The sequence below is a fragment of the Streptomyces sp. H51 genome (assembly GCF_035656535.1).
In the GTDB taxonomy this organism is placed as follows: domain Bacteria; phylum Actinomycetota; class Actinomycetes; order Streptomycetales; family Streptomycetaceae; genus Streptomyces.
Genome location: NZ_JAYMHD010000038.1, coordinates 119,515 through 142,826, shown reverse-complemented (window position 1 = coordinate 142,826; position 23,312 = coordinate 119,515). Strand labels below are relative to the sequence as shown.

The window sequence follows — 23,312 nt, the reverse complement described above, 5'->3', positions numbered from 1 at the left end:
CTCCGGTTCCGTTTCCGGCGTCCGCGTGAAATACGCCACGTTCAAGATCCAGAAACCCGCTCAACAGACGGCTCCAGGCCATTTCTTGCCAGAAGTTGGGCGGCGCGCCAATCCACGCAGGTGGTCCGAATGGAGTACTGTTGCGAGCCCTGGGTCCGGTCTCCCGCCAGGGGCGTCCGGGGCCTTGCCGGACCGCCGGGAGGGGGCGAGTTGCACAGGGTGACGGAGTTGGTCACTTAGCGTTGCAAAGAGGTAACCGTGCCATAACGGCGATCAAGGGCCCGCGCCCGACACGCCGGGCAACACGGCAAGGTTGTGGCAGGCTGCACCCGGGCAGGCCACACTCGACTAGCGGAAGCAGCGACGCACGTGACGTCGGCAGGCACCACCCGGGAGGTCCCCATGCCCGAACTGCGTGTCGTGGCCGTCTCGAATGACGGCACACGGCTGGTGCTGAAGGCTGCCGACTCAACGGAGTACACGCTTCCGATCGACGAGCGGTTGCGTGCCGCCGTACGCGGCGACCGGCCCCGCCTCGGCCAGATCGAGATCGAGGTGGAGAGCCACCTCCGCCCCCGTGACATCCAGGCGCGGATACGTGCCGGTGCCACCGCGGAAGAGGTCGCGCAGATGGCCGGCATCCCGGTGGACCGGGTACGCCGTTTCGAGGGGCCCGTGCTCGCGGAGCGCGCGTTCATGGCCGAGCGGGCGCGCAAGACGCCCGTGCGCAGGCCCGGCGAGAACGCGGCCGGACCGCAGCTCGGCGAGGCCGTCCAGGAACGGCTGCTGCTGCGCGGCGCCGAGAAGGACACCGTGCAGTGGGACTCCTGGCGCCGCGACGACGGCACCTGGGAGGTCATGCTGGTCTACCGGGTCGCGGGCGAACCGCACTCGGCGAGCTGGACGTACGACCCGCCCCGGCGGCTCGTCCAGGCCGTCGACGAGGAGGCGCGCTCGCTGATCGGCGAGTCCGACGACCTCGCCGCGCCGGAGCCCAGCTTTCCGTTCGTGCCGCGCATCGCACGGCTGCCGCGCGACCGCCCGCTGGACCGCCCCGACCGGCCGAGCCTGCCCGCGCAGGCGTCCGAACCCGTCGAGGAGACCACCGGCGAACGGGACTCGCTGACCAGCCTGTTGGAGGCGGTACCGAGCTTCCGCGGCGACCTGGTGGTGCCGGAGCGGCCGTCGGACACCTCGTCGGAGGAGCCTGCCGTCGAACCGGCGGAAGAGGAGCCCCCGGCTCCCGCGGCCTCCGCCGGCGCCGGATCCGCCTATGCGGACGTCCTCATGCCCCGGTCCGTGGGCAGCCACCGCGAGCGCCTCATCGGCTCCACCGACCGCCAGGCGGAGGCCGACGGCGTCCGCCCCGGCCGCCGGGCGGCGGTCCCGAGCTGGGACGAGATCGTGTTCGGCACGCGCCGCAAGAAACAGGAGTGACCGGCCGCACCGAGCGGTACGACATGACGAGGGCCGCGCCGTCGGGCGCGGCCCTCGTCATGTCGCCGGAGTCCGGGGTCGCCGGGGCTGAGGAGCCGTCAGGCCACCGGCGCGCAGGGCCGGTCAGGACGGCGGTGGGGGAAATCCTCAGCCGGTCTTCGCGTGGTGGTGTGCCTGGCGGCCGGAACTTCCAGCGCGTTCCAGGACGGTGGGGACAGGCCGGTGGGGACAGGCCGGTGCGGACAGGACGGTGCGGACAGGACGGTGGCGACGCTTCACCGCCGGACGGCGAGACCGCGTCGGTGAACGCGGCTCGACCATGCCGGGCGCTCCGGTGCGGGAAGGGACGGGGTGAGGTGAGGGTCTGATCCGTCGTCACCGTCCGCGGACTTCTCCCGTCTCCGCTGCGAGGGCCGCGTCGGGTCCGCGGGCGACCAGCACGCCGACGGCTCCCACGGCGAGCAGGACGCCGACCGTGCCGAGGGTGAAGAGTTCGAACGACAGGCGGGATACTCCCCACACGTCCCGGAAGTCGTAGCCGATGCCGAACAGTCCCTCCAGCACACCGGGGAAGAGCGCCGACCACGATCCGACCGCGATCCAGGCGTAGACGAGGCCCGCGCACACCAGGAAGCCGGCGCTGCCGAAGGGCACGCGGTAGGGGCGCCGGACCTCGGGGCGTCGCAGCCGCAGCACGACCAGGGCGGGGACGATCACGAGGTAGGACAGCAGCAGGGTGGTGACGGCGACGGTGAGGACCACCGAGAACACGGCGGCGGCGTCGCCGTCGGCCAGTCGCATGGCGGCGAGCATGAAGAGGGTGGCGACGACCCCGGACAGCAGGTTGGTGCGCACGGGGGTGCCCAGCCGGGGGTGGAAGGCGCCGAGTGAGCGGGAGAAGAACCCGCCGTCGGCCGCGGCCATGGCCTGCATGCGGTCGCTGACGATCATCCAGGCGCTGCCCTGGGTGAGGAGGGCGAAGACGAACATGACGGCGGTGAGGGTCAGCAGCGGGCCGCCGGCGCCACCGTAGATGTCGAAGACCAGACGGGCGCCTTCCATGAATCCGCCGATGCCGGTGACCTGGTCGGCGGGGACGACGGCGAGGAGGGCGAGGACGGGCAGCACGTAGCAGCCCGCGGCGACGGCCGCGGACCGGCCGAGCGCGGCCGGCACGTCACGCTGGGGGTCCTCCATCTCCTCACCGGCGGCGTTCGGGGCCTCGAATCCGACGTAGGCGAACAGCAGGATCGGCACCAGGGCGAGGAACCCGGCCGTGCTGGGCGTGAAGCGGGCGTCGTCCAGGCCGTGGAAGCCGTGGCGGACCCCGTACAGGACGGCGGTGGCCGTGAAGAGGACGAGGGAGAAGACCTTCACCACGGCGCCCGCGGTGGTGATCCACTTGCCGCGGCGCAGGGACACCACGGCGGTCAGGATGGCGATCCAGACGAACGAGAGCTTGAAGGCGTAGTCGGCAACCGTGCCGGAGCCGAGGTGGAAGACGAAGCCGTCCCAGGTCTCGGCGGCCAGGAAGACCAGCGAACCGCCCAGCCAGATGGGGTTGGTGACCCAGTAGAGCAGGGTGGTGAGGGCGGCGGCCGTACGGCCGAAGGCGAGCCTCACCCAGACGTACGGCCCTCCCTCCTGGGGGAAGGCGGCGCCGGTCTCGGCGAAGAGCAGGGCGTAGGGGATCAGGAAGAACAGGGCGATGGCGGCTGTCCAGGTGGCGGCCTCACCGCCGCCGGTGGCGATCTGCCCGACGGTGTCGAAGGAGATCACCGCGGCGATGCCCATGGCGGTGATGTCGAAGCGCCGCAGGCTGCGCTTGAGGTGGGTGGTGGCCTCGGGCGCACGCGCTTCGGTGGTCGAGGGGTGAATGGACACGGGCAGTTCCTCGTGGATGTGTGCGGACTGCGGGAAGGCGCGTGCGGGGCGCCGCGACGGTGTGGGGTCCGTGTCGGGTGGTGCTGTCCGGGTGCCGGGCCGGGCAGGCCGGCCCGGCACCCTCACAAGTGGGTTCAGGCGGGGCGTATCCCGCCGTCGGGCGCGGTGCGTTCCAGGACGCCGCGCAGGGCGTCGGCGGCTTCCCCGGCCTCGGCCTCGGTCATGATCAGCGGCGGGGAGAGGACCAGGCTGTGGGCGGAGTCGCGGACGATGACTCCGGTCTCCCGCCGGATCACGTCGTGCGGCATCCGGTCGGGGTTCAGCGGCAGTGGAGTCCGGGTGGCGCGGTCGGCGACGAGTTCTACGGCGAGCATCATGCCGACCGAGCGGATCTCGCCGACCACCGGCAGGTCGCCCAGTCGGGCCTCCAGTTCGGTGTGGAGGAACCGGCCGATGGTGGTGGCGCGGGCGAGCAGGTCCTCCTTCTCGATGAGGTCGAGGTTGGCGAGTGCCACGGCGGTGGCGACGGGGTGGCCGTTGTAGGTGTAGCCCATCGGGAAGCCGTGGTCGCGCAGCAGCACCTCGGCGACGTGGTCGCCCACCAGCAGGGCGCCGAGCGGCACGTAGCCGGAGGTGATGCCCTTGGCGGTGACGATGATGTCCGGGGTGACGTCGAAGTACCGTGCGGCGAACCACTCGCCGACCCGGCCGTAGGCGGTGACGACCTCGTCGAAGATCAGCAGGATGCCGTGGCGGTCGAGGACCTCACGCACCCGCGGCCAGTAGTCGGCCGGCGGCACCAGCATGCCGCCGACACCCATGATCGGCTCGCCGATCATCGCCGCGATGTTGTCCGCACCGATCTCGGCGATGCGCTCCTGAAGTTCGCGGATCAGGAAGTCGGTCGGGTCCTCGCCGCCGTAGAGCTCGGTGCGGTACGGCCACGGCGGGGTGAGGTGGGAGACGTGCGGCATCATCGGGGCGAAGCCCTCGTGGTAGACGGGGAAGCCCGTGGCCGAGCCGCCGCCGTAGCCGATGCCGTGGTACGCCTTGTCGCGCGCCAGGATCCAGGTGCGGTTCGTGTCGCCCCGGCGGTGGTGGTAGTAGCGGGCCATCTTGATGGCCGCCTCGTTGCCCTCGGAACCGCCCGAGGTGAAGTACACGTGGTTCAGCGGGTCCGGGGCGATGGACGCGAGGCGGGCGGCCAGTTCGATCGCGCGGTCGTTGGAGAACTCCCAGAAGCTGGTGAAGTACTCCAGCTTCCGCATCTGCTCGTGCGCGACGTCGGCGAGTTCCGCGCGGCCGTGGCCCACCTGGGCCAGCCACAGGCCACCGGTGGCGTCGAGGTACGAGCGGCCCTCGGAGTCCGTCAGCCGGCAGCCGGATCCCTCCGTCATGATCACGCGCTCCGTGGCGGCGCCGGGCAGGTAGGGGTGGATGACGTGCTCGCGGTCCAGCCGGAGCAGTCGTGCGGCGTCGAGGGTCATGGGCGGGTGCGTCCTTTGCTCGAAGGCGGGTGCGGGTGTCGGAAGTGGGCGGTGGCCGGCCCGGTCAGCCGTAGGCGATCCACGTGGTCTTCAGGCCGGTGTACTTGTCGAAGGAGTGCAGCGAGAGGTCACGGCCGTGGCCGGACTGCTTGAAACCGCCGAAGGGGGTGAACGGGCTGAGCGCGTCGACGGTGTTCACCGACACGGTGCCCGCGTGCAGCGCGTCCGCGACCCGGTGGGCGCGGCCGAGGTCGCGCGTCCAGACGGACGCGGCCAGGCCGTACGCGGAATCGTTCGCCAGCTGGACCGCCTCCGCCTCGTCGCGGAACGGCAGCACCGTGAGGACGGGGCCGAACAGCTCCTCCCGTACGAGCGGGGCGTCCGCCGGCAGGCCGGTGACGACCGTCGGGTCGAGGTAGGCGCCCTCGCGGTCGGGGCGGGTGCCGCCGCGCACGAGGGTCCCGCCGGACGCCCGGACAGCGGCGAGAATCCGCTCCACCTGCGCCTCGTCGACCAGCGGGCCGAGCCGGGTGGCGGGGTCGAGGGGGTCGCCCGGGATCCAGGTGCCGGCGTGTTCGGCGACCCGCTCGGTGAACTCCGCCGCGACCGACGCCTCGACCAGCAGACGCGTGTTGGCCGAGCAGACCTGTCCGCAGTTGTAGGCGAAGCCCCAGGCGGCGCGTTCCGCGGCGGCCTCCAGGTCGGCGTCGGCGAAGACCAGGTTGGGGCTTTTGCCGCCCGCTTCTGGCCACACCTGCTTCATGTTCGACTCGGCCGCGTAGGCGAGGAACCGCTTGGCCACCGCGGTCGAGCCGGTGAAGACCACCGTGTCCACGTCCGGGTGCCGGCCCAGCGCCCGACCGGTCACCTCGCCCCGGCCCGGGACCACGTTCAGGACCCCGTCGGGCAGGCCGGCCTCGGCCGCCAGCTCGGCCAGCCGCAGCGCCGACAGCGGCGACTGCTCGGCCGGCTTGAGCACGACGCTGTTCCCGGCCGCCAGCGCCGGGGCGAGCTTCCAGCTCGCGAGATCCAGCGGGAAGTTCCAGGGCACCACCGCACCGACCACGCCGAGCGGTGCGCGGCGCACCAGGGCGAGGTTGCCGGGCGGCGCCGGTGCGACCTCGTCGTAGAGCTTGTCGATGGCCTCGGCGTACCAGGCGAACACACCGGCCGCGCCGGGTACGTCGGTGCCGAAGGACTCCGCGACGGGCTTGCCCATGTCGAGGGTGTCGCACAGGGCGAGTTCCTCGCCGTGCTCCTCGATGAGCCGGGCGAGGGTGAGCAGGACGCGCTTGCGTTCGGCCGGCGCGGTACGCGACCAACGGCCGTCCTCGAAGGAAGCACGCGCGGCGCGCACGGCCCGGTCCACGTCCGCCTCGGAGCCGGCCGCCACCTCGGCGGTCGTCCCGCCGGTCGCGGGGTTCACGCTGGGCAGCCAGGTGTCGTCCACGGGCTCGGTCCACCGCCCGTCGATGAACAGGCGCGTGCGGGGCTCGAGGCCGGCCGCGAGCCGCTGCCAGTGGTCGTACGTCGTCATGCTGTGGCCTTCGATCACGTCGTGGGACGGGGAACCTTGCCGCTCCCGTCGGAGCGGTGCCTGTCGGGCATCCGGCCGAGCGGCTGAGAGCGGTGGCCCGGAAGGGAGACGCGACGGCTCGCCCCGCGAGCCGTCACCCGACTTCTTTGAGCCGCAATTCAAACAATCGGTGAACCGGTCGTCAATGCTCCGGGCAGGCACTTCTTGCCAAAGCCGACTCCGGTAACAGAGAATTAACGACCATGGGGAAAGTCGGTAGACCACGCAATCAGACGGCTCGCCGGGAAGCCCTCGTCCTCGCGGCGGGGCGCGCCATCGCGGAGCGCGGCCTCGAGGGTCTGCGCATCAAGGACATCGCGGACGCGGCGGGCGTCTCCCAGGGCTCTGTGCTGTACTACTACCCGGAGCTGGACGACCTGGTGCTCGAAGTGCACCGGGAGGCGGTGGAGAGCTTCCTCTCCGCCCGGCAGAAGGCCTACGACGACGCGCCCGCCGCAGACCCCGCGGGACGGCTGCGCGCCCTCCTGGCCGGCGGTCTGCCGAACGCCACGGAGGACGAGGTCCACGGACTTCTCTACGAGCTCCACCGCCGCGCCGGCCGCAGTCCCGGCCACGCCGAGCTGATGACCTCCCTGTACGCCCGGGAGGTCGCGCTCTACACGACCGCGCTGGAGGTCGGCTCCGCCACGGGCGTGTTCACCCTGGCCGCCGGCGCGCAGGAGCTGGCGCACGGCCTGGTCGCCATGGAGGACGGCTACGGTCTGCACATCATCAGCCGCAACGCGGCGCTCGACCCCGACAAGGCCCGCCGGATGATCCTCGCGCACGCCAGAGCGGTGACGGGCTGCGCCGCGTTGTGACCGGGCGAGGGCCGTCCCGACCGCCGTGGGCCGGCCGGGCGGACACCGTTCAGCCGGTCGCGTCCCGGGCGGCGATCTCGCGGAGCATGTCCATGACCGCGCGAGCCCGAGCGGTCCGCGTCACGTCCTTCACGCGGACCAGTGCGACATCCAGGGCGGCCGTGCGGTCAGGCAGCCTCAGTTCCGCGATCTCGCCACCGCCGTAGGTCTGGCTGGTCGCCGGCCGCTGGTTCAGCACGGAGTAGCCCAGCCCACGGCTCACCAGGGAGCGCACGGTCTCGTAGCTCTGGGTGCGGTAACGCACGTCGGGTGTCACCCCGGCGGCGGCCAGCAGCGAGCGGAAGTAGTCACGGCTGTGGGGAAGGTCGAGCAGCACCATCGGCTCGTCGGCCAGTTCGGTCAGCTCCACCCGGTCCCGGCCGGCGAGCCGGTGACCCGCCGCGACGATGACGTGAGGCGGAGCCTGGGCGACCGACTCGGCGCTGAGGTCCGGCTCCGTCGCGAGTCCGAGATCGTAGGTGAGGGCGAAGTCGAGGCGCCCCGCGCGCAGCGCGGTGGCCAGCTGCTCCGTCTCCGCCTCCACGACGTCGATCTCGATACCCGGGTAGCGGACGGTGCATTCGCTGAACAAGGCGGGCAGGAAGTAGGGAGCCAGGGTCACGAAGCAGCCCACGGCCACCGGTCCGTGGAGGGTCTCCCCTTCCCCGCGAGCCTCCCGCTCGATCTCCTGCGCGCGCGACAGCAGATCACGGGCCTGCTGCTGAAGGCGCTGCCCGGCGGGCGTCAGGGTGAGCCCCCGGCCTCTGCGGCGGACGAACACCTGCACGCCCAGGTCGCGCTCCAGGTTGTGGATGGCCGCGGACACAGCGGACTGGGCGATGTGGAGCCGCGCCGACGCCACAGTGAGCGACCCGCACTCGGCGGCCACGAGGAAGTAGCGGAGCTGAACGAGCGTGAAACCCACCGCGGGCGTCATGTGCACCTCTTGTACCTGTGTCGCGGGACCGTGCCCGTTCCCGGCGCGACGCCTTCTTCCGCGCCGGGCGCGCCGGGCCGTCGACGGAGTGCCCGCACGGTGAGCGGGCCGTCGACGCGGTGCCCGCACCGTGAGCGGGCCGTGGAGCGGTGCCCGCACGGTGAGCGCGGGGCGCCACCATCAGGATGCCTCAGGGCCGCGGCAGGCCGGCCTGCCGGGAGGGCCGGACGGCCGGCTCACCGCGCGGGAGGGCCGGCGGGGGTGCCGGTGTCCACCGCGGTCCAGGCCAGAGCCACCGCCCCGTCGAGGAGAGCGCGTTCGGCCGTGCCGCCCACGCAGTACGCGGCGAACTCGTGCTGGTGGTTGGTGGCGGGCAGCGAGCCGATCCCGATGTACGGGTGGATGGCCGGCACGACCTGGGACACGTTGCCCATGTCGGTGGAGGCGCGGTTCATCCGTGCGGCCTGGCCGGGTGGCGCGAACTCGCGCCCGAGTGCCAGGGCGTTGGTCCGGTAGCGGGCGAGTGCGGCCTCGTCGGTGCGGAACTCCGCGTAGGGCCTGCTCTCCGGCTCGACCGTCAGCTCGCACCCGGTGGCGAGCGCCCCCGCCTCGAAGGCACGCATGACCCGCGGTTCCAGCTCGGCCAGCTCGGCGAGGGTCTCGGCCCGGACGTACCACCGGCCGCTGGTCCGTTCCGGGATGGCGTTCGGGGCGTCCCCGGCGTGGGTCACCACGCCGTGCACCCGTGCCGAGGCGGGCAGTTGCTGGCGCAGCAGCCCGATGGCGACCTGGGCCACCGTGAAGGCGTCGGCCGCGTTGATCCCTGCCTCCGGGTAGGCCGCGGCATGGGCCGACTTTCCGGTGTAGGTGATCCGGGAGTGGCTGACGGCGAACGGACGGGCCTCGGCGACGTCGACGGGCGCCGGGTGCACCATCATCGCCAGGTCCACTCCGGCGAAGGCGCCCCGTTCGAGCATCTCGATCTTGCCGCCGCCGCCCTCCTCGGCCGGGGTGCCGTACACCTCCACCGTGAGGCCGATGTCGTCGGCGACCGTGGCCAGTCCGAGCGCCGCGCCCACCGCGCTCGCCGCGATGAGGTTGTGTCCGCACGCGTGGCCGAGGCCGGGCAGCGCGTCGTACTCGGCGCACAGCGCGATGCGCGTCGGCCCGCTGCCGTACCGGGCGCGGAAAGCCGTCTCCAGGCCCAGGTACGCCGGGGTGACCTCGAATCCGGCACGTTCCAGCGGCTCGGGCACGGTCGCCGCGGCCCGGTGTTCCTCCCAGGCCGTCTCCGGATCGGCGTGCAGCCGCTCGGAGAGGCGGATCAGCCGGTCCGCGTGCCGGTGGACCTCGCGGCGCGCCGCCTCCTTCGGCGTCCCCATCACAGATCACCCGGAACGCCGTACGCGGGCGCGGCAGCGGGGTCCAGGCCGCGGCGCACGTAGTCGTCGCGCTGCGGCAGCCACACGCCGACCAGTTCGGCGAGCCGGCCCACCGGATCATCGGCCCAGTCCACCCGCAGGTCGGTGACACGCCAACCGGCGTCCGCGACGACCGCGAGGCCCGCGGAGCGCACCGGCCCCTCCTCGCCGCCGGCCTCGACGGCCGCCCGCACCGCGGCCAGCAGGCGTTCCTCGACCTCCCCCGTGGTCGCGAACCAGGCGTCGAGCATGGCCCGGGGGATGTGCTCGCCGGCCAGCATGTTGCCCGCCGCGACCGCGCCGTCCGCGGTGGCGGAGGCATGGGTGCCCAGGGTGCGGGATCCGCTGAAGGCGTGGCCGGGGCCGGTGCGGCCGAGGACCGTCAGCTGCCGGTACTCGATGTTCGCCGCGTCTTGCTCGGCGGCCGTGACCTCGGCCAGTGCGCGCCCGGCGTCGCCGTGCTCGGCCAGGCGCTCCAGCAGGCGGGTGCCGAGGACGGGGTCGGTGACGTTCTGCGACGCCGCCGCGCCGACGCCGGGGCGCAGATGGGCGACCCGGGCGGCGACGGCGGGGCTGGAGGAGCTGACCACGACGCCGAACCGCTTCCCGTCCCGGACCACCAGGGAGAACGTCACCGTCGTCCCTCCCCCGGGAGCACCGCGATCGCGTCGATCTCGCACAGCCATTCCGGACGGGCCAGCGCGGAGACGACCAGACCGGTGGAGATCGGGTGCACGCCCTTCGTCCAGCGGCCCACGGTGCGGTAGACCGCCTCGCGGTAGCGCGGGTCCACCAGGTAGACGGTCAGCTTGACCAGGTGTTCCATCCGGCTGCCCGCTTCTTCGAGCAGCATCTTGATGTTGGCCATCGCCCGCTCGGCCTGCGCTTCGGCGTCGCCGATCCCGACGGACTCGCTGGTGTCGAGGTCCTGTCCGATCTGGCCCCGCACGTACACCGTGTCGCCGGCGACCACGGCCTGGCAGAGGTCGTTGTCCAGGTTCTGCTCGGGATACGTGTCGCGGGTGTTGAAGGGCCGGATCCGGGTGTGGCCGCCGGCCACGATCGGGGCGTTCGCCCCGCGGCCCTCGTTCACGGAGGTCATGGTCTGCTCCTCAGCTCTTCGCGCCGGCCGGCGCGGCGCCGGTCCGGTCGGCGGTGGTCCGGTCGGCGGTGGTCCGGTCGGCGGTGGTCCGGTCGACGGTGGCGTGGGCGGCGCCGGTCCGGTCGGCGGTGGTCCGGTCGGCGGTGGCGTGGGCGAGGTATCCCCGCTGGATGCCGATGTGGTCGGCGACGTACCGGGCGTCGTGCCAGACGCCCCAGATGAAGCTCGACCCGCGCCGGGAGAGCCACGGCAGGCCGAGGAAGTACACGCCGGGTTCACGCGAGACCCCTCGGCGCTGGTCGGGCCGGCCCCTGTCGTCGAAGGCGTCGACCTCCAGCCAGCCGTAGTCGGCGGCGAAGCCCGTCGCCCAGATGATCGAGGTGATCCCGGCCTCGGCCAGGTCCAGTTCCAGCAGCGGGGCGGTCACGCTGTCCGGGTCCGGACCCAGCAGGTGGGCCTCTGGCTCCTCGGGGAGGTCGAGGCCGTTGCGCTCGACGTACTCGTCGGCCGCCTTCAGCAGGGCCAGATACTTCGCGTCGCCGGTCGCGATGTGCTCGGCCAGGTCCGGGGCGAAGCGCAGCACACCGCCGTCGTACCCCGCCGTCATGCCGGCCAGCTGGATGCCGGCGGCGGCGAGGGTGCGGAAGTCGACCGTGCGGCCGCCGTGGGCGCCGCTGACCGCGATGGTCACGTGCTCGGCGCCCTGCGCGGGCGTCTCCGCGTCCCACAGCCCCAGCACCCCCAGCCACCAGCAGAAGTCACGCCCGCGGTACCGGCGGGGAGGACGGTCGTGGGGGCCGACGGAAAGGAGGACGCGGCGGCCCGACCGGCGCAGCTCGTCCGCGATCTGGACCCCCGAGGAGCCCGCCCCGACCACCAGGACCGCGCCCTCGGGCAGTTGGTCCGGATTGCGGTACGCGCTGGAATGGATCTGCACGGGGAAGGCGCCGTCCGGGACGATCGGCGGAATCACGGGCCGCTGGAAGGGCCCCGTCGCCGCGACGACGAAACGCGCGTCGATGGTGCCGTCCGACGTCCTGACCCGGAAGCCGGGCCGGTCCGCGTGCCGACGCACCGACGTCACCTCGACACCGCATCTGACCGGGGCGCCGATCTTCTCGGCGTAAGCGGCGAAGTAGTCCGCGACCTGCTCCTTCGAGGCGAAGGAGTCGGGGTGGACATCGGGGAACCGGAGGCCGGGGAACCGGTCGTGCCACGCGGGTCCGTTCGCGACCAGTGAGTCCCACCGCTCGGAACGCCACCGCTCGGCGATCCGATGCCGCTCCAGGACCACGTGCGGGACTGCCAGAGCTGTCAGGTGCTCGCTCATCGCGATACCCGCCTGCCCTGCCCCGACCACGACCACGTCGGTCTCTTCGCTCGCCATCTCAGCCTCCGCACAGCGGTGTTCCGTTCCGGTGCGGTTTTCACCGGCGTCCGCTCAGGCCATCCTCGGATCGGCCCGGAAAGCTGTCCAACAGTTGTTTTCGACGTGGTTCATCGGATTTGCAGATGGGTCCGGTGGTGCGGGCCGCTCGGTCTCGCTCCGGGTTCGACAGCCGTCGTACGACGGGGACGGCGAGGTCGGACTCCGCACAGCCGAGCGCGGGCGACCACGGCAGGGCCTCCCGGTGATCGGTTCGCTTTACGCCCCGACCCGCCGAGAGGCCCTGATCCGCTGCCGAGGACTCGCCGGGGCTGACGTCACCGGACTCAAGCCACCTGACTGAATCCACCTGACTGAGTCCCCCGGGCTGAAGCCACCCGGCTGAAGCCACCCGGCTGAAGCCACCCGGCTGAAGCCACCGGGCTGAAGTCGCCGAGCTGAAGCCGCCGGACTACTGCGGGTCCGGTCCCACGGCCACCGGCCGGGACGGGTCCGCGGACCACTCCGACCACGAACCCACGTACAGGGCGGCCGGAATGCCCGCGACCGCCAGGGCCAGCACCTCGTGCGCCCCCGACACGCCGGAGCCGCAGTACACGCCGACCTCGCGGCCGTCGGACGCGCCGAGGGACGCGAAGCGTTCGGCCAGTTCCCCGGCGGGCAGGAACCGCCCGTCGGGCCCGACGTTCTCGGTGGTGGGCGCGGAAACGGCACCCGGGATGTGGCCGCCGACCCGGTCGATCGGCTCCACGTCACCGCGGTAGCGCTCGCCCGCCCGCGCGTCGAACAGCACCCCGGACCGCGCCAGCGCGGCCGCACCGTCCGCGTCGAGGAGCCCCTCCCCCGGCTTCGGCTCGAAATCGCCCTCGTCCGGGGCGGGCACCGCCGTCTCCAAGTCGCCCTGCCAGGACGGCAACCCGCCGTCGAGGACCCGCACGTCCGGGTGACCCGTCCAGCGCAGCAGCCACCACGCACGGGCCGCGGCCCAGCCCTGTCCGCCGTCGTAGACGACCACCGGCCGCCCGGCCGACACGCCCGCCCGTCGCATCGCCGCGCCGAACTCGCCCAGGTCGGGCAGTGGATGGCGGCCCCGCTCGCCGGGCGCGGAGGCGAGTTCGGCGTCGAGGTCCACGTAGACGGCGCCGGGCAGGTGACCGGCCGTGTACTCGGCACGCCCGTCGAAGGGCGGCTCACCGGCCGCCTTGGCGAGGCTGAGCTGCCAGCGGACGTCCAGCAGCACGGGCGGGCGCGGGCCCGCCAGTTCGCCCGCGAGTTCGGAGGCGGAAATGATGGCGTTCATGGCCACCATCCTCGCCCATGGGGTGGCCGCTTCGCCCGAGTCGGGCTACTCTGCTCGGCCGGACGGGCCCGATCACCAACCGTACGGGTTTGGGCACATGCTGTACAGGTGATCGACACCCTTGGGCAAACGCGCGGAAACGAGCCGGTGGCCACACTTTCGGCACACTCCGGGCGCGGGCCTTCGCGCGGCGGCGCGCCCAACCGCGCACCACCGGGGGTGGTGCGAGCATCAACACCGAAGTCCTGTACAGCGGAAGCGACGCGGCCACCGCGAGGGGCCGGGGAGAGAGCGACGATGACCGAGTCACGGGGGACGGCAGGCCCGAACGGCGGGAGGCTCACCCGGTACGCGCCGGGCACGCCCTGCTGGGTGAGCCTGATGGCGCACGGGCTGACCGCGACGCAGGAGTTCTACGGAGCCCTGTTCGGCTGGGAGTTCGCACCGGGCCCCCAGCAACTCGGCCCGTACGTGCGGGCCCTGCGGGAGGGGGACGGTCAGGAGGTCGCCGGAATCGGCCAGTTGCCGCCGGACCGCCATCTGCCCATCGCCTGGACGCCGTACCTCGCCTCGGACGACGTGGACGGGACGGCGGAGACGGTACGGCTGTGCGGCGGCACGGTCGGCGTGGGCCCCCTGGACGCGGGCGAGGCCGGACGCCTCGCGCTCGCCTCCGACCCCTCCGGCGCCGTCTTCGGCATCGCGCAGGCGTCGGCGCACCCCGGCCCGGCCGTCACGGGCGTGCCCGGCACACCCGTCTGGAACGAACTGGTGACCTTCGAGCCCAAGAGCGTCGCGAAGTTCTACGAGACGGTGTTCGGCTACGAGGAGGACCCGGACGCAGCTTCCGCCGACGGTGACCACGTGACCCTGCGCGTCGACGGCCACCCGGTCGCCGGCATCCACGGCGTGGGCGACGCCCTCCCCCGCGACCGGGGTTCGCACTGGACGACGTACTTCGAGGTCGCCGACGCCGCCGAGGCGACCGCCCGCCTCGTCCACCTCGGCGGCCACGTCCTCGAACCACCCCGCGACAGCCCCGACGGCCGCGTGGCCGCGGTCACGGACCCGGAGGGGGCACGGTTCGCGCTGCTGGAACGGGGGCGTTGACCCGAATTCGGAGCGGTGACGGAGCCGATCGAACCAGGCTCGCGGCATGTCCGGCCCGACGTTGGTGATCGAGTTGGCGGAGCCTCTCTCCCCGGCTGCGCTGCGAAGGTTCCGCGCGTTGATGGTGGGGCTCTCTTCCCATTTCGAGGAGAGGCGGCCGTGGTTCTTCGACGTCAACGTGTCCGCGGAGCGACTGGGCGTCCAGGATGACTGGAAGGACGACTCGCATCGGCCCTTCCTGGTCTACTTGATGGGGCCGGGTGTCGGCGACGAGAGCACCTTCGAGGCCGAGCACGCGGACGAGCCCGAGGTGGAAGCCGTGCTGTGCTTCAGGCCGACCCATGCCGTCAATGTCAGCGCCAGCTGCAACCGCGAGATCGACCACGTGGTCACGGCCCTGCTGACCGCCGCCGTCATGGACGTCATCGGGGGCGTGGCCAACGCCGAACTGCTGGACGGACAGGCGCCGGTCGTCGCAGGCCTTCCGGGCGTGCTGGGGATCGCGGACGATGGCTGGACGGCGCTGGGGACGGCGGAGTTCCTGCGGGCCTGGGCCGGACACCCCGCCTTCCGGCTGGTCAAGTAGCCCAGACAAATCCGCAGCTCTGACGTCAGCCGTAAGCTGTCGTGGGAAGACAAGGGGGGACGATGACTGACGACCGCACGGCGATCGTTCCGGTGTGGACGCTGGCGACCGGTGACGTCCGGGTGCCCGCGTTGGCCGGAGACGAGCCGATGACGGCTGAGCGCTTGGCTGAACTGCGCGGCGTGCTGGCAGCCCTGGCCGACGAGCCGATCGCCACACTTGAGGTACATCCGCTGCACGACAAGCTCGACCGCGGCCGAGGCATCCCGCTCGATGCCGCGAGTCCCCTGGCACAGCATTTGTCGCAGCTCATCACACAATCAGCGCGAAGCTCCTCTACGGCGGTCAAGTCGACCGTTGCCGGCGAAAGCCTGTATCGCATGGTGGTTCCGGCGAAGGTCGCCGCGCAGCTCGGTCAGGGCTGCCTTCGACCCATGCCGTCGAAGGCAGCGTCCGGCGGCATCCACAGTGCACTCGTGAACTCATCGGGCATCGCCGCCCAGGCGACGTTCGTGCCGGTCGGTAAAGCGGCGGCAGCGGGCGCAGCCGGTGGAGCCGGTGCGACAGCCGGCGTCGCGGTCGGCGGCAGCGCGGCGCTCACCGTGGCGGCGCCGCTGGTGCTCATGGCCGTAGCGGTAGGGGTGAGCGCGCATGCCGACGCCAAGCGGCAGCAGGCCATCGAGCACATCACAGAGCTGCTGGAGCAACTGCACGAAGAGAAGCTCGAAGACGAGCACAGCGAACTCGACGGCTGCCGCGATGCCATCGACAAAGCCACCGCCATTCTGCTCGACCAGGGCAAGCTCGGTGTCTCGCTGGGACTGGACTCGGCAGTGCATGCCATCAACACGGCGCTGGGCGCCGCTGACCGCCGCCTTGCCCGGTGGCAGAGCGCACTCGACAAACTGCCCGACGGCAAACCCGTCGAGATCGGCGCGCTGACCAAGTCGTTCCCCGGCGTGGACGACGATGGCGGCACATTCCGCGCCCACCTCGAACTCGCTGCCTTGGCGATTGCGTTGAAACGGCGGGTCATCGTCCTGCAGGCCGTCGAGCATGCGCAGAGCGACCCTGGCAACTTGTTCCAGAGCTTCGTCCGCGCACTCAAGCGTGACCAGCAGCGCCTCGACGAACTGGAGTCGAGCATCGCCGGCGTCCTGGTACGCCTGTCGGCGCTGGAGCTGGCACGCCCGAACGGTTTGCGGCCCGTCTTCACGACCGGTGAAGTCGATCGCCTGATGAGCGCGGCACACCGGATTCGCAAGCTGGGCGACGGCGTCACGGTCAACAGCCGGGCGACAGACGTGGCGATCGAGATTGCCCGCGACAAGGACGGCTCGGTGGTGGTGTTCCCAGCGCTGCCCGCGTAGGCGTGAGCGGGCTCGCACCGACTTGGTGAGGGGCGACGCGAGATGCTGCGGCTTCACAATTGCCGGTGCTCGTCGAGCGCCGCCAACGGCCGCAGCGATACTCCCTGGTCGTGCCTGAGGACCCGGCGCAAGGCGGCCCGAACAAGCCGTGGCAGGTTGGACAGCACGGCCAGGCCGCCGAAGAAGGCGTAAGCGAGAACGGGGTCTCCGTATTTCGTGATGCCTTTCAGGCAAATCCCTGCAATGAAATAGATCAGTCCCTCCACTGAATTGACGGTCAGCGACACGACGCTCAGGCCGGTTGTCGTCGGGCTCTTCATCCCCCGATAGAGGGCCGGGATGGAGTAGAAGGCCGACGCCGCGACGATCAGCAGTCCGAGCGCGGACTCCAAGTGCCCGGCCAGGCGTGGTGCTGTTCGCAACCGACGATCAGGGCCGCCTCGTGGATACATCCACCGCCTACGTGATGACCGAGGTGGAGAAGGCCGAGCTGGAGCAGAAGCTGGTCGATACGGGAGTCGTACGACCCAACGTCGTCGGCACGCGCATGGGACTGCTCAAGTCGTCCGCCGTGGTACCACGCCATCGCGGCCAAGGCATCGGCCTGCGCATGGTCATCGAACGTCTCGCCCGGCTCCAGAGACTGGGCTGTGCGGCCGCCGTCGTCCTGGCATGGGACTCCGGCGGCCGGCACTCATCCCTCGGCGTCCTCGAAGCTGCCGGATTCCAACGCGTCGCGGAACTCCCCGAGTACTGGCGCGAGCCGGAGGGCGCAGAGACCTTCGACTGCGTCAAGTGCGAGGGCCCGTGCGAATGCACAGCAATTGTCATACGACGGAGCCTTTACGACTTCACACCTGAGGAAACCGTCGCCGAGCTTTCCCACACACGGTAGCCGCCCAGAGGCATTACATGAAGCGGATTCGTCCGGTTCACACGGCCCGGCACCCTCGACGGCTTCATAGCCGACACCAGCCTGACCCCCGACGAACCAGCGCCACCTTGACGAGCCGAAGTCAGTAAATCCTGGATCTTGCGTCAGCCCTGGTCGACCGGGCGAAGCTCGACGCACAGATCACACCGGCACAGCGTCTTCGCGGCTTCATAACGATCCCACTCCTCGGGCGAAAGGTCATCGAGGCTCAGTACCCGGTCGTCGCCCCACAATCCGTTCTCGTAGACTTGCCACACGTCGCCGCGGAGCACAACGAAGCGATCGGGCATATCGGCCAGAAGATCGGCGAGTACGGGACGCTCACCTGTAAACGTGAACCCGTGGCGCCTCGCCACGGAGTCGAACGTGTCCCAATTGGCGGCGAACGCGATTACGAGCCAATGCAGCCAAACATTCATCGACCGCGTGCAGCACCCTGCCAGATCCCGGAACTTCCAGGATATACAGTCGTCAGAATCATCCGTATCACACGGATCATTGCCATCCAGATAATAGAAGACTTCCTCTGTCGAGGCTCCAACGTGCTTGCGGACGAAGCCATATATGCACTTCCAGAGATCGGCCCGCGCTGCGTTCATGTCGCCATTACCGGTCACCGGGACTGAACATTCGATAGCTCCCATGGCGTAAACATTACCAGACGGTCTAGCGTTGCTCGCCACGCGGGCGTGGCGATTCAGCCGAGAACCGTGGCTCAACGATCTCGTCAGGCCGGACCCACAGCACGTCGCATATCAGACCGCCTTCGAGGACCGACTCTCACTGGACCACAACTGGACGCCAACAACCTTCCCCGTCGATCCATAGAGTTTCGAATATGACTCCGGGAAGGAGTAGTTTTTACTCAGCCCGAATTCACCGGCTGATGGTTCCAGGGTCCGATTTCGCGCCGAGGGCTGATGGTGGTGTGGGGCACGGGTTCGAGGGCGTGCAGCGCCCAGGGTCTTTGCGTGAAGTGATCTTGTCTGGTTTCATCCGGTGAGGCCGGTGATCAGGTAGATGCGCTCGATGGTCAGCTTGCCCGAGCCGAGGTCTCGTCTCCAGCGCACGACTTGGAGGGCGTGATCACGGCATGGCTGAGGTCGGCGCCGTCCAACAGCGGTGCGAAGGAGGGGATTTCGTGGCTCTTGTCGGCGACCTGGCGCTGGGCGAGGACCTCTCCGCTGTGCGTCATCGCGGCCAGGAGTGAGACCGCCGCTGAGGTCCGGGTGCGTGAGCCACGGACGGTCTTGCCGTTGACCGCGATCGGCCGCAGCGTGTCCGGCTCCCGGGTGCGAGCCGTCTGTGCGGACAGGAAGGCGCCGATCGCGGCATCCAGTGCGTCGCCGTCCAGACGGGCGAGCAGCTGGCGCACTGTCGCCGGGTGCGGCACCACCAGGGGATCCGGAGCGAAGCCGAGCGTGCCCACGGGAGTAATTGTCAGTATGTGTGTGTGAGTTGGCCTGGGTAGGGCGCTCGGGGCGAGTTCGGCATGCAGCTCTTCGCAGAGCACGAGCCCGTGGATGCTGCCGTCGTTCAGTTCGTCTGACCACTCACACCTGAGCTCAGCGGGGTCCAGGAGTGATTCCGGATCCCAGCCGACCTTCGCGGCGGCATATCCGTGGAACTGCGCGAGCGGTTTGTAGAGTTGGTGTCCCAGTTCGGTCAGCTCTGCTGCGGTGAGTTGGAATCTGGGGAGGCTGCCGTTCAGGCCACAACCCCAGCTGACGGCCACGGGCAGGATCGAGAGCTCGATGTAGGAGCCCACCTTCGCCAGCATCGGCCGGTGGAGGGGGATGCGGTGGGCACCCGCGCGAAGCACCCATGACTTGGGGTCGATGCGGGCGGCAGCCTGTGCCGCCTCGGCGTCGTCGCCAAAGTTCACCACTAGCCTCGCGCTTTCACGAGGTGGGCTGTCCGCAGGCTGATTCAGAAACACAGAAAGTGCTCTTGACGTGCAACGATAGGACTTGCTGAGGGTCCTGTTGGCTGCGAGGAAAAGAGCACTTTCCAGGTGAGAGAGCCCACCGCGTCGTGGAAGGGCGAGCACCGACGGGCGCCGAGGCGGCCGGACCGCTCGGGTGCCTGTCGACGATGGGAACCGTAGGAGCGATCGAACCTTGCTCGGTGGCATGTTTGTGATAACTGCCTTTATCAGAGCGGTTGTTGAGGATGCGGTGATCATTTCGAGGCGGTGAGAGCGCTGTTCGCCGGCCTGGTTGATCACTCAGCTCGTCCTCGCATCTCGCCGATCCGCCTGCTCAGAGCCGTGCCGGGAACGCGTACTCGGCCCAAACCGTCTTGCCGGGACCGTTCGGCCGCGGGTGCCAGTCCCAGTGGGTCGCGAGTTGCGATACGAGGAGCAGCCCACGGCCGGCTTCTTCCGCGTCGGGGACGTCCGGCGGGGCGGTGGGGCGGCGGGGGTGGCGTTCGGTGCGGGTGTCGGTGACCTCGACTCGTACGGTGCGGCCGTCGGGGGTGGCTTGGAGGCGGAGGTGGAAGTCCCTGCCGGGGACATGACCGTGCCGCACGGCGTTCGCGCTCAGCTCGGCGACGATCAGCACGATCGCCTCGTGCGGGTCGGTGCCGTACGGGATGCCCCACTCGTCGAGACGGACGGCTGCGAGACGGCGGGCGAGCCGGGCTCCGCGGGGTGTGGAGGTGAAGCACATCTCGAAGGCGGGGGTGGAGTCCAGTGGTGGGGGTGCCTTCAAGGGGGAGCAGGGGGTGGTGAGTTGGGTGGTGTCGGTGGGATTGGCGGGATTGATGGGTTTCGTCGTCATGCCCCTCACCGTCCCGTCGGTCGCATAGCGTGACCAGTGGTGACGTAGCGACAGGGGGCGGCTGTACGCGCGTTGTACGCAGGAGTCGGAGCTGCGCACCGTTACGGCGTCCCGTGCGGGGGCGTTGGGCTCAAGAGGCGGTGGTGAGATGGCTGAGCGCAAGGGTGCGGCGGCGGGGGCTGAGGTGGCTTCCGGAGAGCACGGGGACCGGGACGACGCGGTAGCGGCGGTCGTGAGTCTCGGGGACGGGTGGGAGAACGACGACGGGGCCGGGCGGCGGCCGGAGGACGAGGCGGGGCGCGGTGTCGTCGTCGCGTTCGGGCAGACCATGAAGACGCTCCGGCTCCGGGAGGGGCTGGAGCGCGAGGAGTTCGGCAGACGGCTCGGGTACTCGGCGTCCACGGTCGCGTCGTTCGAGCAGGGGCGGCGGATCCCGTCACCCCGGACCATCGAGCGGGCGGACGAGGTGCTGAGGGCGGGCGGGTTGCTGTGTCTGTGGAAGGAGCAGGTGGAGCGGGCTCAGTATCCGGCTCGATTCCAGGGGATGGCGAAGCTGGAGAAGGAGTGCATCGAGCTGCTCATGTACGACGCGCTCATCATCAACGGCCTACTTCAGACCGAGGAGTACATGCGGGCCCTGCTTGGCATGAGGCGTCCGCCCTTGACTCAAGAAACGATCGATCAGCGGGTGACCGCCCGGCTGGCCCGGCAGGACATCTTCGACCGGCAGCCCACGCCACTACTGGGCTTCGTAATGACCGAGGCGGTGTTGCGGCAGCGCTACGGCAGTAAAGACGTACTACGCGGCCAGCTGGAGCATCTCCTTCTGATCGGACAGAAGCGGAACGTCGAGATCCAGGTCATGCCGCTCAGCTGCGAGGACAACGCAGGCGTCAACGGGCCATTCACCGTCGTCACTCGGAAGGACGGCAAGAAATTCATCTACTCCGAGGCGCACGCAATCAGCACACTCGAAGCCGACCCTGAACAGACGGCTCTCGCCGCCGCACGCTATGGGATCATCCGATCACAGGCTTTCAGTCCGCGAGAGTCCTCGCAGTTCATCGAGAGGTTGCTGGGAGAGCTATGAACACCGCCGAGTCCGAACTCACCTGGTTCAAGAGCAGCTACAGCGACACCGAGGGCGGCCAGTGCGTCGAAGTCGCCGCTGGTTCGGCTGCTGTGCACGTCCGTGACTCGAAGGCCATCGCCGGTTCCGTCGTCACGGTGTCGCGTGAGGCGTGGGCGGGGTTCGTCGGGCTGGCCTCGTCGGAGGGGCGCGGCTGACGCTCGTACGGTTGTGAGAGCCCTGCCGGCCTGGGTCTCGGTCGGCAGGGCTCTCGCGTTCAGTCCTCCGGGACCCCGTTGACGGACCGCTCGTTGGCGAAGTGTTCCATCTGGCGGAGGACCAGGTCGATGGCCTCCTTCTGCTGGTCCGGCGGGTAGTTGTTGCGGGCCAGGAGGCGCTTGATGGTGCTGCGCAGGCGGGCGCGGACGGACTCGCGGGCTATCCAGTCGGGCTTGAGCCGGCGGCGGACCCCGGTGACGAGTTCGCGGGCGATGCCCGCCAGGGCCTCGTCGCCCATGAGCGAGCGCGCTGTGCCGTGGTCGGCGACGGCGTCGTAGAAGGCGAGTTCGCGCCAGTTCAGGGGCGGCGGGTCGAACTTCTCGCCCCGGCGGGCGTCGGCAGCGGCCTCCTTGGCCATCTCGACCAGCTTGGCGATGAGTTCGGCGCTGGTGTACTGCTGGCGCATGTAGCGCATCATCAGGTCCTGGAGACGCTCGGAGAACGTGGTCTGCCGGACGATGTTGTGCCGGGTGACCTCGCGCATCTTCCGCTCGACGAGCCGCCGCGGTGCCTCGGCCGCCAGGTGCGGGGTTTCGCTGTTCTGGAGCTGGGCGACGAGCGCGTCGGTGAGGTGGGTGAGATCGGCGGTCTCCAGCCCGGCTTCGGCGAACAGTTCGGTCACGCCGCCCGTCTCCACCACCGACGAGGTGAGCTGGGCGAGGCAGAGCTCGACGTCGCGGGCCACCGGGAGGCCGCGGGCCTCCCGCTCCATGGCGTCCAGCTTGGCCATGTAGGCGCGGACCTCGGCGAAGAACTGGATGTGCCGCTTCCAGGCCGGCTTGTCCGCGAACCGGCTCCCGACCTCCTTCGAGCTGCCCGCCAGCGCCCAGAAGCGTCCCAGGCGGTAGGCGTGGTCACGGAAGCGGCGGCCCAGGGTCTGGCGCGGGTCGTCGAGCTGATCGGGATTGTTGCCGAGGGTGCGGGGGTCGCGCAGGTGGTTGGCGGTCTTCAGGGCGGCGTCGACGAAAGCGCGGGGGCCGGGACGGTCGATCAGCGGTTCCCAGGCGAAGCCGCGGAGGATGCCGGTGAGGACGTCGTACTCGTTGCGCAGCTCGTCCAGTGCGCGTTCGACGTCCTGGCCGAGGGTGCGGTCGCGCTGGTCGGCCTCGGTGTACTCGGCGATGGCCCGCTGGAGGTTCTCCGTCAGCGGGGCGTAGCCGACGAGGAGGCCGTCCTCCTTGCCGCGAAAGCGGCGGTTGACTCGGGCGAGGGCCTGCATGAGGTTGGCGCCCTTGAGCGGGCGGTCCAGGTACATGGTGTGGATCGGCGGGGCGTCGAAGCCGGTCAGCAGCATGTTGTTGACGATGGGCAGTTCCAGCTCGTCGTCGGGGTCCTTGGCCCGGTTGATGACCGTCTTGCGGCGGCTGTCGGTCAGGGCGTGGGCGAGCAGCGCGTCCGTGTCCTTGCGGGAGTTCGACGAGAACACGATCTTCATCGCGCCCTTCTCGAACTCGTCGCTGTGCCACTCGGGCCGCAGCTCGCGCAGGGCGTCGTAGACGCGGACGCAGATCTCGCGGGTCGCGCACACCACCATCGCCTTGCCAGGCGCGCCGCCGGACTTGGAGGCGCCGACGAACGGCTTCATCCGCTCCCGGCGGGCCTCCCAGTGGTCCACCAGGTCGGCGGCGAGGTCCCGTATGCGGGCCGGCGCGCCGTACATCGCGTTCATGGTCGCCACGGCCTGTTCGACGCGGCGGCGTTCGGTGTCGTCGAGGCCGTCGCCCGGGCCCGGGTTGGTCGGCAGACACCTTTCACCGCTTCGAAAACCCGTTCAACGTGGACTGCCGAGC

22 protein-coding genes are annotated in these 23,312 nt (G+C 70.5%); 8 read left to right on the top strand and 14 right to left on the bottom strand.

Features of this window, described 5'->3' with window-relative positions; genetic code table 11:
- The first annotated feature begins 402 nt into the window (after positions 1-402).
- Positions 403-1,437: a septation protein SepH gene (gene sepH, locus VKA29_RS11155; protein ID WP_324785200.1), complete on the top strand. Its 1,035-nt coding sequence runs from the start codon at positions 403-405 to the stop codon at positions 1,435-1,437.
- 375 nt (positions 1,438-1,812) lie between these two features.
- Here the strand turns inward: sepH and VKA29_RS11150 are convergent, their stop codons facing one another.
- The 3 genes from VKA29_RS11150 to VKA29_RS11140 form a co-directional block, all read right to left on the bottom strand.
- Complete coding sequence (locus VKA29_RS11150) at positions 1,813-3,321, bottom strand: APC family permease (protein ID WP_324785198.1); 1,509 nt, start codon at positions 3,319-3,321, stop codon at positions 1,813-1,815.
- 134 nt (positions 3,322-3,455) lie between these two features.
- Complete coding sequence (locus VKA29_RS11145) at positions 3,456-4,808, bottom strand: aspartate aminotransferase family protein (protein ID WP_324785196.1); 1,353 nt, start codon at positions 4,806-4,808, stop codon at positions 3,456-3,458.
- 64 nt (positions 4,809-4,872) lie between these two features.
- Positions 4,873-6,345: an aldehyde dehydrogenase gene (locus VKA29_RS11140; protein WP_324785194.1), complete on the bottom strand. Its 1,473-nt coding sequence runs from the start codon at positions 6,343-6,345 to the stop codon at positions 4,873-4,875.
- 242 nt (positions 6,346-6,587) lie between these two features.
- On the opposite strand from VKA29_RS11140, the gene VKA29_RS11135 reads away from it, so the two are divergent.
- Entirely contained in the window at positions 6,588-7,205 is a 618-nt protein-coding gene (locus VKA29_RS11135) for a TetR/AcrR family transcriptional regulator (RefSeq protein ID WP_324785193.1), read from the top strand.
- A gap of 49 nt (positions 7,206-7,254) precedes the next feature.
- Here VKA29_RS11135 and VKA29_RS11130 read toward each other — a convergent pair whose 3' ends face one another.
- From VKA29_RS11130 to VKA29_RS11105, 6 genes are all read right to left on the bottom strand, one after another.
- On the bottom strand, positions 7,255-8,181 hold the full coding sequence (locus VKA29_RS11130) for a LysR family transcriptional regulator (protein WP_324785192.1): 927 nt from the start codon (positions 8,179-8,181) through the stop codon (positions 7,255-7,257).
- Positions 8,182-8,417: 236 nt separating this feature from the next.
- Positions 8,418-9,563: a M20 family metallopeptidase gene (locus VKA29_RS11125; protein ID WP_324785190.1), complete on the bottom strand. Its 1,146-nt coding sequence runs from the start codon at positions 9,561-9,563 to the stop codon at positions 8,418-8,420.
- Positions 9,563-10,237: a DUF1028 domain-containing protein gene (locus tag VKA29_RS11120; RefSeq protein ID WP_324785189.1), complete on the bottom strand. Its 675-nt coding sequence runs from the start codon at positions 10,235-10,237 to the stop codon at positions 9,563-9,565. Before VKA29_RS11120 ends, VKA29_RS11125 begins: the two co-directional genes overlap by 1 nt.
- On the bottom strand, positions 10,234-10,704 hold the full coding sequence (locus VKA29_RS11115) for a RidA family protein (RefSeq protein ID WP_324785188.1): 471 nt from the start codon (positions 10,702-10,704) through the stop codon (positions 10,234-10,236). Before VKA29_RS11115 ends, VKA29_RS11120 begins: the two co-directional genes overlap by 4 nt.
- Before the next feature lie 10 nt (positions 10,705-10,714).
- Positions 10,715-12,091: an NAD(P)/FAD-dependent oxidoreductase gene (locus tag VKA29_RS11110; RefSeq protein WP_324785187.1), complete on the bottom strand. Its 1,377-nt coding sequence runs from the start codon at positions 12,089-12,091 to the stop codon at positions 10,715-10,717.
- Between the two features lie 451 nt (positions 12,092-12,542).
- Positions 12,543-13,391, bottom strand: a complete 849-nt coding sequence (locus VKA29_RS11105; RefSeq protein ID WP_324785186.1) for a sulfurtransferase — start codon at positions 13,389-13,391, stop codon at positions 12,543-12,545.
- A 297-nt stretch (positions 13,392-13,688) separates the two neighbouring features.
- Between VKA29_RS11105 and VKA29_RS11100 the strand changes: the two genes are divergently transcribed.
- The 3 genes from VKA29_RS11100 (at position 13,689) to VKA29_RS11090 (ending at position 16,457) form a co-directional block, all read left to right on the top strand.
- The gene (locus VKA29_RS11100) at positions 13,689-14,501 is read left to right on the top strand and encodes a VOC family protein (protein WP_324785185.1); all 813 of its coding nucleotides are present in this window, start codon (positions 13,689-13,691) and stop codon (positions 14,499-14,501) included.
- A 46-nt stretch (positions 14,502-14,547) separates the two neighbouring features.
- Positions 14,548-15,087 (top strand): DUF6368 family protein, encoded by a 540-nt coding sequence (locus VKA29_RS11095; protein ID WP_324785184.1) that lies wholly within the window; start codon positions 14,548-14,550, stop codon positions 15,085-15,087.
- Between the two features lie 62 nt (positions 15,088-15,149).
- Positions 15,150-16,457, top strand: a complete 1,308-nt coding sequence (locus tag VKA29_RS11090) for a hypothetical protein (RefSeq protein ID WP_324785183.1) — start codon at positions 15,150-15,152, stop codon at positions 16,455-16,457.
- A gap of 53 nt (positions 16,458-16,510) precedes the next feature.
- Here VKA29_RS11090 and VKA29_RS11085 read toward each other — a convergent pair whose 3' ends face one another.
- Positions 16,511-16,849 (bottom strand): hypothetical protein, encoded by a 339-nt coding sequence (locus VKA29_RS11085; RefSeq protein ID WP_324785182.1) that lies wholly within the window; start codon positions 16,847-16,849, stop codon positions 16,511-16,513.
- Between the two features lie 14 nt (positions 16,850-16,863).
- On the opposite strand from VKA29_RS11085, the gene VKA29_RS11080 reads away from it, so the two are divergent.
- Positions 16,864-17,352 carry a GNAT family N-acetyltransferase gene (locus VKA29_RS11080; RefSeq protein ID WP_324785181.1) on the top strand — a complete coding sequence of 163 codons (489 nt, stop codon included), beginning with the start codon at positions 16,864-16,866 and terminating at the stop codon, positions 17,350-17,352.
- 143 nt (positions 17,353-17,495) lie between these two features.
- Here the strand turns inward: VKA29_RS11080 and VKA29_RS11075 are convergent, their stop codons facing one another.
- From VKA29_RS11075 to VKA29_RS11065, 3 genes are all read right to left on the bottom strand, one after another.
- Positions 17,496-18,035, bottom strand: coding sequence for a hypothetical protein (locus VKA29_RS11075; protein ID WP_324785180.1), 540 nt, complete (start codon positions 18,033-18,035; stop codon positions 17,496-17,498).
- Between the two features lie 389 nt (positions 18,036-18,424).
- Positions 18,425-19,276 carry a hypothetical protein gene (locus tag VKA29_RS11070; RefSeq protein WP_324785178.1) on the bottom strand — a complete coding sequence of 284 codons (852 nt, stop codon included), beginning with the start codon at positions 19,274-19,276 and terminating at the stop codon, positions 18,425-18,427.
- Positions 19,277-19,652: 376 nt separating this feature from the next.
- Positions 19,653-20,174: an ATP-binding protein gene (locus VKA29_RS11065; RefSeq protein ID WP_324785177.1), complete on the bottom strand. Its 522-nt coding sequence runs from the start codon at positions 20,172-20,174 to the stop codon at positions 19,653-19,655.
- Positions 20,175-20,322: 148 nt separating this feature from the next.
- Here VKA29_RS11065 and VKA29_RS11060 point away from each other — a divergent pair, with 148 nt between their 5' ends.
- Both VKA29_RS11060 and VKA29_RS11055 read left to right on the top strand, forming a co-directional pair.
- Positions 20,323-21,264 carry a helix-turn-helix transcriptional regulator gene (locus tag VKA29_RS11060; RefSeq protein ID WP_324785176.1) on the top strand — a complete coding sequence of 314 codons (942 nt, stop codon included), beginning with the start codon at positions 20,323-20,325 and terminating at the stop codon, positions 21,262-21,264.
- Complete coding sequence (locus VKA29_RS11055) at positions 21,261-21,461, top strand: DUF397 domain-containing protein (RefSeq protein ID WP_324785175.1); 201 nt, start codon at positions 21,261-21,263, stop codon at positions 21,459-21,461. The genes VKA29_RS11060 and VKA29_RS11055 overlap by 4 nt, the downstream gene beginning before the upstream one ends.
- A gap of 59 nt (positions 21,462-21,520) precedes the next feature.
- Here VKA29_RS11055 and VKA29_RS11050 read toward each other — a convergent pair whose 3' ends face one another.
- The gene (locus VKA29_RS11050; RefSeq protein ID WP_324785339.1) at positions 21,521-23,191 is read right to left on the bottom strand and encodes a type I restriction enzyme endonuclease domain-containing protein; all 1,671 of its coding nucleotides are present in this window, start codon (positions 23,189-23,191) and stop codon (positions 21,521-21,523) included.
- Positions 23,192-23,312 lie beyond the last annotated feature (121 nt).